10 protein-coding genes are annotated in these 10324 nt (G+C 68.5%); 1 reads left to right on the top strand and 9 read right to left on the bottom strand.

All coding sequences use genetic code 11. From position 1 onward, the window contains the following. The 9 genes from IT40_RS30085 to IT40_RS28685 form a co-directional block, all read right to left on the bottom strand. On the bottom strand, positions 1 to 66 hold a 66-nt coding region (locus tag IT40_RS30085), incomplete at its 3' end, for an acetyl-coenzyme A synthetase N-terminal domain-containing protein (RefSeq protein ID WP_244274025.1). Positions 67 to 437: 371 nt separating this feature from the next. Continuing rightward, on the bottom strand, positions 438 to 1352 hold the full coding sequence (locus tag IT40_RS14735; protein WP_084197137.1) for an FAD:protein FMN transferase: 915 nt from the start codon (positions 1350 to 1352) through the stop codon (positions 438 to 440). Further along, positions 1349 to 1924 (bottom strand): nitrous oxide reductase accessory protein NosL, encoded by a 576-nt coding sequence (locus IT40_RS14730; RefSeq protein WP_036756609.1) that lies wholly within the window; start codon positions 1922 to 1924, stop codon positions 1349 to 1351. The genes IT40_RS14735 and IT40_RS14730 overlap by 4 nt, the downstream gene beginning before the upstream one ends. Next, positions 1921 to 2745 (bottom strand): ABC transporter permease, encoded by an 825-nt coding sequence (locus IT40_RS14725; protein WP_036756607.1) that lies wholly within the window; start codon positions 2743 to 2745, stop codon positions 1921 to 1923. The genes IT40_RS14730 and IT40_RS14725 overlap by 4 nt, the downstream gene beginning before the upstream one ends. Continuing rightward, on the bottom strand, positions 2742 to 3641 hold the full coding sequence (locus IT40_RS14720; protein WP_036756605.1) for an ABC transporter ATP-binding protein: 900 nt from the start codon (positions 3639 to 3641) through the stop codon (positions 2742 to 2744). Before IT40_RS14720 ends, IT40_RS14725 begins: the two co-directional genes overlap by 4 nt. Continuing rightward, on the bottom strand, positions 3607 to 4938 hold the full coding sequence (locus tag IT40_RS14715) for a nitrous oxide reductase family maturation protein NosD (RefSeq protein WP_036756604.1): 1332 nt from the start codon (positions 4936 to 4938) through the stop codon (positions 3607 to 3609). The genes IT40_RS14720 and IT40_RS14715 overlap by 35 nt, the downstream gene beginning before the upstream one ends. A gap of 4 nt (positions 4939 to 4942) precedes the next feature. Further along, positions 4943 to 6904 carry a TAT-dependent nitrous-oxide reductase gene (gene nosZ, locus IT40_RS14710; protein WP_036756601.1) on the bottom strand — a complete coding sequence of 654 codons (1962 nt, stop codon included), beginning with the start codon at positions 6902 to 6904 and terminating at the stop codon, positions 4943 to 4945. Positions 6905 to 6926: 22 nt separating this feature from the next. Beyond that, positions 6927 to 9116: a NosR/NirI family protein gene (locus IT40_RS14705; protein ID WP_036756598.1), complete on the bottom strand. Its 2190-nt coding sequence runs from the start codon at positions 9114 to 9116 to the stop codon at positions 6927 to 6929. Beyond that, the gene (locus tag IT40_RS28685) at positions 9113 to 9523 is read right to left on the bottom strand and encodes a hypothetical protein (RefSeq protein ID WP_036756595.1); all 411 of its coding nucleotides are present in this window, start codon (positions 9521 to 9523) and stop codon (positions 9113 to 9115) included. The genes IT40_RS14705 and IT40_RS28685 overlap by 4 nt, the downstream gene beginning before the upstream one ends. 336 nt (positions 9524 to 9859) lie before the next feature. On the opposite strand from IT40_RS28685, the gene IT40_RS14695 reads away from it, so the two are divergent. Further along, positions 9860 to 10297, top strand: a complete 438-nt coding sequence (locus tag IT40_RS14695; protein ID WP_036756592.1) for a pseudoazurin — start codon at positions 9860 to 9862, stop codon at positions 10295 to 10297. Positions 10298 to 10324 lie beyond the last annotated feature (27 nt).

Here is a 10324-nt window from a genome sequence, read left to right as displayed (position 1 = left end):
CCAATCCAGCCGCTTGCCCTCGCGGCCCCAGAACCCGTCGGGGTCCGAGATCGATTCGGCATACATGCGGGCGTAATCGGCCGGCTGGACCAGGGCATCCTCGAAGCCGGGCGGAATGGGATGTTTCGCAACATTTTCAACGGACATGACGCGCCTCCTCTACTCGCGACAGGGTAGATCCGGGACGCCCGCACCCTCCTCAAGGTGCCGCAAACGGGCGCCGGAACACCGGTTGCGCTCATGTTAATATGAGTTTTCTTTTCCAGTAAACCATTTTTTTAAAAAGAGAATTTTGTAAATAAATTGACGCGCGCCTGCGGGTTTTTGTAAATTTTTCACAACCCCGTCAGGATGACGCCGCGTCGCGGCCGCCGCCGGACATGCAAAACCCGCCGCGCGGCCCTGGCGCGGCGGCCACCGGGTCCGATGGCGGAACGCTATGCCCCGCGCGGCGCCGCTTCAAGCCGGGCGCCGTCGAAACGGGCCAGCAGCGCCAGGATCTCCTGCCGGTCGCCGGCCAGGCAGGCGGCGGTGGACAGCGCATCGGCCAAGCCCGCGCCGGGGGCCGAGATGCTGATCGCGCGCCAGGCCGGACGCGCCGGCGCGCCGCTGCGCGGGTCGAGGATATGGCCGTCGCGCCCCGCCTGGTCGAAGCTGGTGCCCAGCGGCGCCGATGTCGCCAGCGCCCGGCCGCGCAGGCCCACCGCGCCGCCCTCGGCCAGCCGCACCGGCCAGTCGGTGCCGTCGGGCCGGCTGCCCAGGGCGCGCAATTCGCCGGTGTCGATCAGGATGTCGCCCAGCCCCTCGGCCTCGAGAAGCGCGGCGACGCGGTCGGCGACATAGCCCTGGCCGATGCCGTTCAGCGTCAGCGCCATCCCCGGCTCCAGCGTGATGCGCGCCGCGTCCAGCCGCACCCGCTCCCAGCCGGTGCGCGCCAGCGCCGCGCGACGCTCGTCCGCGGTGGGGCGGCGGCCGGCCAAGGCGGCCTCGGCCCAGAGCGACCAGAGCGGCTGCACGGTAGGGTCGAACAGCCCGCCGCTGGCGCGATGCACCGTGCCGGCCAGCGACAGGCATTCCAGCAGCTCGAAGGGCGGCGCCTCCAGCGCCGCGTCCCGGTTCAGCCGCGACAGGGCGCTGTCGGGACGATAGAGGCTGAGGATGCCTTCCAGCCGGTCGATCTCGGCCAGGCAGCGGGCGGTGATCGCCTCGGCCTCGGGGTGGTCGATGCGGATCGAGGCGCGGGCGCCAAGCGCCTGCCCGACCCAATGCCGGCCGGGCTGGGCACGCAGGGCCGCGGGCGCAAGCGCCACGGCGGCGGTGATGGTCAGAAAGCGACGGCGGGACAGGCTCATGTCGCGGGCTCCTTGGGTTGGCTCAGCGCGCGCAGGCGGTTGATGAAATCGGCTTCCGTGCTGGCGTCGGGCACGGTCTCCTCGGGCGCCAGCACCATCTCGTCGGGGATCGCGTCCAGCCGCATCACCTGCCCGCCCTGCGCGGCGACGAAGGCATCGGCGGCCTCGCGGCTGGAAAAGGGCACCGCCTCGGGCGCGCCCATGCCGCCGACCTGGACCGAGCCCATGACGAAGAAGGCGTCCTTCGCCTCGATCCAGTTGCCCTGCCCCGGCTCTTCCCAGGTCGCGCCGGGCGCACCCATGTCGTTCACCTGGATGGCCAGGATCGGGTGGCTTTGCTCGGGCATCCTGGCATAGGCGATGGCGTCGCGGACCTGGCTGAAGAACAGCGGCGTGCCCGGCATCCCCTCCAGATGCACCTGCGCCTTGGGGCCGGGATGCTCCAGCAGGTTCATCTGGCAGAAATGGCCCAGCGTCTGGGCGTTCATCTCGACCGGCGTGGTGTCCTGTGCGACCTCCTCGCGGCAGGCGGCAAGGCCCAGCAGCAGCACCAGCAGCAGCGCATGTCTCATGGCGTGACCTTTCGGAATGCGGCAATGGCAAGGCCAAGCGCGGCCAGCGGCCAGGCCAGGACCGACAGCGCCGATTGCCAAAGCGGGATGGTCGCGGCGGCCCCGCCGACGCCGGCAGCGGCGGCGGTGGCCTGGGCGGCCGAGAGGTTGAACAGGCGGAAGGCGTCGGCCGGGTTGGCAAGCAGCGCGACCGGCAGCACCTCGGTGGTGAAGCCGCCGCCGCCATCGGCGACGATCAGCGCCAGCAGGGCCAGGTCGTAAAGCACCACCAGCCCCAGCCACAGCCCGACCGCCAGCCCGGCCGCGCCCGAGGGCCGGCGCGCGATGCTGGACAGCGCATAGCCGGCGCCCAGGAAGGTCGCGCCCAGCAGGGTCGAGCTCCACATCAGCCGCCACAGCGCCGGAAGCCCCGCGGTCGAGGCCGGATCGCTCCAGACCGCCGCCAGGGCCGCCGCGCCGTAGCCCGCGCCCACCGCCAGCGCCAGAATCGCCATATGCGCGACCAGCTTGCCGGCCAGCACCTCGGCCCGCGCCACGGGATAGGTCAGCAGCAAGGGCAAGGTGCCGCGCTCGACCTCGCCGGCGACGGCATCGAAGCTCATCAGCAGCGCCAGCAGCGGCACCAGGTAGACGGCAAGCGAGGTCAGCGAGGCGACGACGACCGACAGCCGGTCGGCGCCGATGTCGCCGGTGGGCGCGGCACCCGCCGCCGCCAGCACCAGCGCAAAGACCACCATCAGCGCGGTGGCGATGGCGACCCAGCGGTTGCGCAGCGCGATGCGGAACTCCAGCGCCGCGGTGGAAAGGATGCGGCGGATCATTGCCCGTCCCTCCGGCTGAAATGGCTGTAGATGTCCTCGAGGCTGGGCGGGATCACGTCCAGGTCCGCGACCTGGCCGCCAAGCCCGGCGATGCGCGCCAGCAGGCCCAGCTTTTCGTCCTGCGCGCAGGCCAGGTGCAGCGTGCCGTCGCCCGCCAGCCGCGCCTGCGGCAACGCGGCGGCCAGCGCCTCGGCCGCGCCGGGCGCGGGGACCACGGTCAGCCCCACCGGCAGGGCGGCGCGGCGGCGCAACTCGGCCAGCGTGCCCTCGGCCACCAGCCGGCCCTGCGACAGGATCAGGATGCGGTCGGTGCGGGCCTCGACCTCGGTCAGCACATGCGAGGACAAGAGGATCGCCGCCCCCTCGGCCGCCAGCCCGTCGAGCAGCGCATAGAAGTCGCGCCGCGACACCGGGTCGAGCCCCGAGGTCGGCTCGTCCAGAACCAGAAGCCGCGGCCGCCCGATCAGCGTCTGGGCCAGGCCGACGCGCTGGCGCATGCCCTTGGAATAGGTGCCGATGCGGCGGCGCGCGGCCTTGGCCAGCCCCACCCGCTCCAGCAGTTCCATGGCCCGGCGCGGGCTTTCGCCGCGCAGGGAAAGGTAGTGGCGGATCTGCTCCTCTCCGGTCAGGGCCGGGTGGAAGGCGGCGTTTTCCGGCAGATAGGCCACCTGCATCCGCGCCTGGGCCGAGCCGGGCGCGGCGCCGCAGACCCGGACCTCGCCCGCGTCAAAGGGGATCAGGCCCAGGATGATCTTCATCATCGTGGACTTGCCCGCGCCGTTATGGCCCAAAAGCGCGACGCGCATCCCCGGCCCCAGGTCCAGCGAGACCTCGGCCAGCGCCTCGACGGTCTGGAAGCGCTTAGTGAGACGTGAGATCGTCAGGGTCGATGTCATCGTAGGTTCCTTTTGCCCAACGCCCCGCGACCTCGGCCTCGTAGGCCGCGATCTCGGGCGGGACGGGGATGGTCAGGGGTCGCATCAGGGGCGCGCTGTCCTGCACGCCGCCCGGCAGGGTGGCGGGAAAGCTCTGCTGGCTCCAGCGGATCAGCTGCACGGCGGGGGCGCCGGTCAGAAGCGCGGCGGCGGGCTGCGACCACAGGATATGGTCCATCAGGTCGTTGGGGCGATAGACGCCGTCGGCGATGCCGTCGCCGTTCAGGTCGAAGCCCGGATGGTCGGACCAGAAATTGCCGCGCCCCTCGTGGCTCCATTCGATATGGCGGGTGCCCACGTATTTCACCTGCTCGCGATTGCCGACAAAGGCGTTTGCGGTCAGCACGTTGCGCTCGGACCCGGCGGTGAAGTGGATGCCGATGCCGCAATCCTGGAAGCGGTTGTCCCAGATCAGGTTCTTGTGGGCGTTATAGATGAACAGGCATTTCTTGGTGCCGCCGCGGATCAGGTTGCCGGTCACGTCGGCATTGTTGGCATAGTTCAGCATCAGCCCATGCTCGCGGTCGCCCAGGCTGCGGTTGTCGCGGATCACCGCCCGGTCCGAGAACATGATGGCGAAGCCCAGGTGGTTGCCGATGCTGACATTGCCCGACACCTCGGTGTTGCGGGTATACATGAAATGCACGGCAAAGCGCAGGTCGCGAAACAGGTTGTCGCGATAGGCGCTGTCGCCGCTGGCGTTCGAAAAGATGCCGTCGCGGCCGTAGCGGACGGAATTGCCCTGCACCAGCGTGCCGGGGCTGTTCCAGACATAGATGCCGTTGCCGCGCTCGTTCATGCGCGGGTCGCGGGTGCCGATGATCTCGTTGCCGACGACCTGGGCGTCGCGGCCGCCATGCACGTCGATGCCGTGCATGTTCCCGGTCAGCCGCAACTGCCGCACCTGCGCCCGGTCGGCGCCCTTGAGGATCTTGACCCCGGCGTCCAGATCCTTGTTCGCCATGCCCGAGCCCGTGACGGAAAAGCCCTGCAAGGTGACGTCGGGCGCGGCGATGGTGACGACCGTGCCCCGTCCCTGCCCGTCCACCACCGCGGCACGGCTGCCGGTGACGGTCAAGGGACGGTCGATGGCGACGGGGCCGGCATGGACCCCGTCCTGCAGTCGCAGCACATCGCCGGGGGCGGCCCCGGCGATGGCTTGGGCAAGGCTGCCCTGGCCCGGCGCCACGACATGCTCGGCCGCGAGCGCGGGCCAGGCAAGCAGCAGGGCAAGGGCAAGGGTCAGCAGGCTGCGCATGGGATCAGGCCGCCTTCGGCTCGACCATCATGCGGCCGCGCATTTCCATGTGCAGCGCATGGCAGAACCACTGGCAATAATACCAGTACACCCCCGGATTGGCGGCGACGAAAGTCACCGACGAGGTCTGCTGGGGCGAGATCTCCATGGCGACACCGTGGTTGCCCATGGTGAAACCGTGGGTCAGGTCGTCGATCTCGTCAAGGTTGGTGACGATGACCGTGACCTCGTCGCCCTCGGTCACGGTGAAGCTTTCGACCGAGAAGCTGGGCGCGACGCTGGACATGTAGACCCGCACCTTGTTGCCGTCGCGGATGATCTGGTCGGTCCATTCGTCGATGTTGACGCCGTCGGCCTCGGCCTGCTTGCGGGTTTCGGCCCACATGGGATCGTTGCGGTCCCAGACCGACTTGATGACGCTCGACATGATCGAGGGATGCACGGCGATGGCGTCATGCGGCTCGGCAAAGGTCGGGCCGTCATGGACCAGCACCATCTTGTCGCCCGAGATGTCGATCAGCTGGTCGTTTTCCGGCTTCAGCGGCCCGACGTTCAGGAAGCGGTCCTTCGAGAACTTGGACAGGCAGACCATCCAGTCGTTGCTGGCGTCCAGCGTCTCGCCCATCACCGTCTTGAGGTGGCCGGGCTGGTAATGCACGTCGATCTTGTCCTTGATCGGATCGACCTGCTCGCCGGCATAGGCGCGGATCGCCTCCTCGATGTTCCACTTGACCACCTGGCTGTCGAGAAACAGCGAGGTATAGGCGTTGCCGCGCCCGTCGAAGGCGGTGTGCAGCGGGCCCAGGCCCAGTTCCGGCTCGGCCACCACGGCGCTGCGCGGATCGGCATTCTCGTTGAACACCGCGTCGAACCTGGTCACGTCCAGCACCGTCACCGTGGGCGACAGCTTGCCCGCGACGACCAGGTGCTTCTTGTCCGGGGCCATGTTGCAGCCATGCGGGTTGTTGGCGATCGGGATGTAGCGGGTGAACTGGCTGTTCGCCTCTTTCCGGCCGTCCAGCACCTTGCAGCCGTTGATCTCTTCAAAATTGCCGGCCTCGATGGCCTTTTCGATCTCGGCGATGTTGAAGACCACGACATGGTCCATCTCGGCTTCGGTCATCTCGGGCAGGGTCATGCCCATCTCCGAGTTATACGAGGTCGAGAAGGCCCATTTGCCCTCGTAATCGGCATCGCAGTTGTCGAGGTTGCCCGAGACCAGCACCTGCCAGGCGACTTCCCACTTGTCGGCATCGACGGCGGTGAAGACGTTCACATAGGTCGAGATGTCGTCCATCGTGGTGCCGTCGTTGATCAGCGGCGCCTCGTCCTCGCCGTTGCAGAACACATAGTTGCTGCGCGGCCATTTCTGCGGGCGCAGGCCGTGGATGGCCTTGGCGTTCGGCACCTCCAGGATGGCGTCGCATTTCATCACGTCGCAGCGCACCCGCGCCACGCGGGTATTGGCCTTGTCGTTCATGAACAGGAAGCGGCCGTCATACTTGCCCTCGGTAAAGGACATGTGGACGTGGTGCAGGTCGCCGTTGTCGTGGATGCGCTTGCCGTTGGCGGCAAGGTGCTTCCTCGTCCGCTCGCTCATGGTGCGTTCGTGGATGAGGATCGACTCGTTGGTGATGCCCCAGCCGGTGGCCGAGCAGCGGTTGAAGACCGGCACCCGCATCAGCTCGCGCATCGAGGGAACGCCCAGGATGCGCAGCTCGCCGGTCTGGCCCGAGGACCAGAAGCCGTAATAGTCGTCCAGCTGGCCCGGCGCGACCGCGCCGTCGCCGCTGGCGGCCAGCGCCGCGCCGCTGCCGGCGGCGGTGGCGACGCCCGCGGCGCCCGCACCGATCACGGCCGGTCCCAGCGCCAGGCGCCCCCCGAACGCGCCGGCCATGGCCGCACCGCCGGCGGTCGCGCCCAGAAGCGCGCGGCGGCTCAGGCCGTTTTGCTGTTTGGTTTCCATGGTCGAACTCCTTTTCGTGTGTTCAAGCTTCGATCTTGCGGGTGGCGTTGGGATGGCCGGCCGGGGGCTGGCCCAGCTTGGGCGTGCTGCCGGCGGCCACGGCCTCGCGCCGTTTCAACTTGCGGATCACCACCGGGCAGGTGGTCTTGGACTGGTAAAGCACCTGGCAATGCATGCAGTTGATGCATTCGTTGGGATTGATCTCGCCCGTCGGGTGGATCGACTGCACCGGGCATTGCTGGGCGCAGATCTGGCAGGGATTGCCGCATTCGTGATAGCGCTTGAGCCAGTCGAACATGCGCATCCGCGCCGGGATCGCCAGCGCCGCGCCAAGCGGGCACAGGTAGCGGCAATAGAAGCGCTCGACGAAGAGCCCGGCGATCAGCAGCGCCGCGGCATAGGCCACGAAGGGCCAGGCGCGGATGAATTTCAGGATGATCGCGGTCTTGAAGGGCTCGACCTCGGCCAGATGCTCGGCCTGCTCGACGCTCATCAGCGAGACGCCGAAAAGGCCCAGGAAGATCATGTATTTGACCGGCCACAGCCGCTCGTGCAGGCCCCAGGGCAGCGTCCATTGCGGGATGCGCAGCTTGCGCGCGATCTGGTTGGTCAGCTCTTGCAGCGCGCCGAAGGGGCAAAGCCAGCCGCAATAGGCGCCCCGGCCCCAGAACAGCAGCGCGGCGGCGACCGCGAACCACAGGATGAAGGTCAGCGGGTCCAGCAGGAAGGCCTGCCAGCTGAAGCCGTTCACCAGGCTGCCGAACAGCGCCATCAGGTTCACGACCGAAAGCTGCGCATTGGCATACCAGCCCAGGAAGATCAGCGTCACGGTCAGAAAGCCCATGCGGAAGATGTAGAAGGCGCGCTCGTTCCGGGTCGCGAAGCTCTGGAAGAAGAATGCCCCCGTCAGCACCAGCAGCATGGCGGCAAGCCCGGCGATCTTGGGCTTGGAATCCAGCCAGATCCGCTTCCACAGCTGCGCCTGGGCCTGGCTTTCGTCGGACTGGGCCACGGGTGCCGCCGCCTCGGGCGCGGGTGCGGGGGCGGCAACGCTGCGCAGGTATTTCTGCGGCAGCTGATAGCCCAGGTCGAAGGTGTGGAAGACCTTCTCGATCGGCCCGACCTCGCGATGCACCAGCAGCTGGATGCGGAAGGGCTTGGTCGGGTCGAAGCCCGAAGCCGCGGGGATCTTGAACAGGTCCATCTCGGTGAAATCCGGCGCGCCATCGGCAGCGACGGCGTTCAGCCGGCGATGGTCGCGGTCGCGGAAGCGCACCGAGACGTCGTCCTGGATCAGCACGATGCGGTCGAAGATGCCGCCGCGGACATAGCCCGAGCCCTTGAAGCTGTAGAGCCCGCGGCCCATCACCGCGATGGCCTGGTCGCCCGGCGCCAGCCAGGCCTGCAGGTTCGCGGCCTGCGCATCGCCCAGCAGCGCCTTGCCGATGGCCGGGACCGAGACCAGCCCGGCCTGCATCTCGATGAAGGTGGTGTCCGGCGCCTCGGACAGCGCGCGCTCGGCGGCGCGGCGGTCGGGATTGGCGGCAAAGGCCGCGTTCACCTGGCCCACGTCCAGCGACAGCCGGCGCAGGGTGCCGTCGCCCTCCATCTCGTGCCAGTCGGCCGAGGGGGCCGCGTCGGGGTCGATCTCGAACTTCGGGCCGGCGGCCACGGTTTCGGCGGCCAGCCCGCCAAGGCCGAGCGCGCGCGCGACCTTCAGCCCCGAGCGCACGATGGAATCGTCGATCACCATCACCGTGACCGTGGCGCCCGAGATGATCTCGACCTCATGCGCCGTGCCGCCCGATTGCGCCTCGGCCACGAGGTCAAGGCCCCGGTAGCCCTCGACCAGCGCCTTGACCTTGGCCTCGGGGATGCCGATCAGCACGATGGGTTCGGAATGCTTGACCAGCCGGACGCCGGCCACCTTCGCGTCCTTGTCCAGCGCGACGAGCGTATGGATGGGCTTGCCGGAATAGCCGGTGGTGCCGACGAAATCCGAGGTGACGAAGGCATGGGCGACGGTCTCGCCCCCCTTCAGCACCGGCGCCACGGCCAGATCGGCGCGGATCGGTCCGAAACCGTCGGCGCCGGGCACCAGCTCGCCCGCGTTCTGCTCCGGCAGCAGCTGCGCCAGCACGCTTTCGGCGGCGGCCGGCAGGGCCGGCAGCAACAGCGATGCGATCGTCAGGACAAGGCGGAGGATCTTCATGCTCGGGCATCCATGGCAATTGCCTGGACCCGGCGCATCGGCTGGCGCGGATCGCCCGCATCAGACCAGAGGCTGTCGCCCGCAGGCGACGGGACCGCATGGGTCCAGGCAGAGGGGAAAGACGGGGGGCCGCGCGTCAGCACCAGCACCGGACGGACCGCACCGCGCACCTGCGCCGCGCCCGGCGTCACGGCCGGGCGCACCCAGGGCATCGGCCGGGCCGGCAGGACGGGGTCGACCCCCGAGGCCAGCAGCGGCGGGTGGCAGACCGGGCAGTCGCGGCATTCCTGCGGCGCGGGATGTTCGTTGCCTTGGGCGTCCAGCCAGACGGTGCGGGCATGGCCCTCGGCGCAGATGACGACCTCTTGCAAGGGGCCCGACGCCGCCGCGGCCAGGTGGGCGGGCATCGCCGCACCCGTCCCCGCCCATCCCGCAACGAGAAGAAGGAGAATCGCGGCAAAGGCGAAAAGGCGCTGGGCCCGTTTATGGTTCGCGCGGCGGCACATGTTGCCGGTCTATGCCTTTGCCCGGCCGCAAGCGTTGATCTAGGTCAAGCCAAATACAATGACGCGAGGTCACAGGGGGCAGGTCGCGGACAGGGACGCCGCCCTGCGACATTCTGTCATGACGGAATCCGAGTTTTTCCCTCTGCTTTTGACTTATCTCAAGCCATGCGTCGCGCAACGGCCCTAGAACAAGACACGACGGGCGGGTTTGCCGCCCGGACCACCAAGGAGAACACGATGTTCCACAACTCCCTCGCCGCTGCTGCCGCCGCGCTGCTGGCCCTTGCCGCCCCCGCGTTCGCTGCGACCCACGAGGTGCATATGCTCAACAAGGGCGAATCGGGCGCCATGGTGTTCGAGCCGGCCTTTGTCCGCGCCGAGCCCGGCGACGTCATCAACTTCGTCCCCACCGACAAGAGCCACAACGTCGAAGCGATCAAGGAAATCCTGCCCGAAGGCGTGGAAACCTTCAAAAGCAAGATCAACGAATCCTATACGCTGACCGTGACCGAACCGGGGCTCTATGGCGTGAAATGCACGCCGCATTTCGGCATGGGCATGGTCGGGCTGGTGCAGGTGGGCGAGGCGCCCGATAACCTCGACGCCGCCAAGACCGCCAAGATGCCCAAGAAGGCGCGCGAGCGCATGGATGCCGAACTGGCCCAGGTCAACTGACCGGGGCCGGCGACCACCGCCCAAGGG

Origin of the sequence: Paracoccus versutus (genome assembly GCF_000763885.1) — a bacterium.
Lineage (GTDB): Bacteria > Pseudomonadota > Alphaproteobacteria > Rhodobacterales > Rhodobacteraceae > Paracoccus > Paracoccus versutus.
Note: the sequence above shows the minus strand (reverse complement) of the source record. Positions and strands in the feature narration are given on the sequence as shown.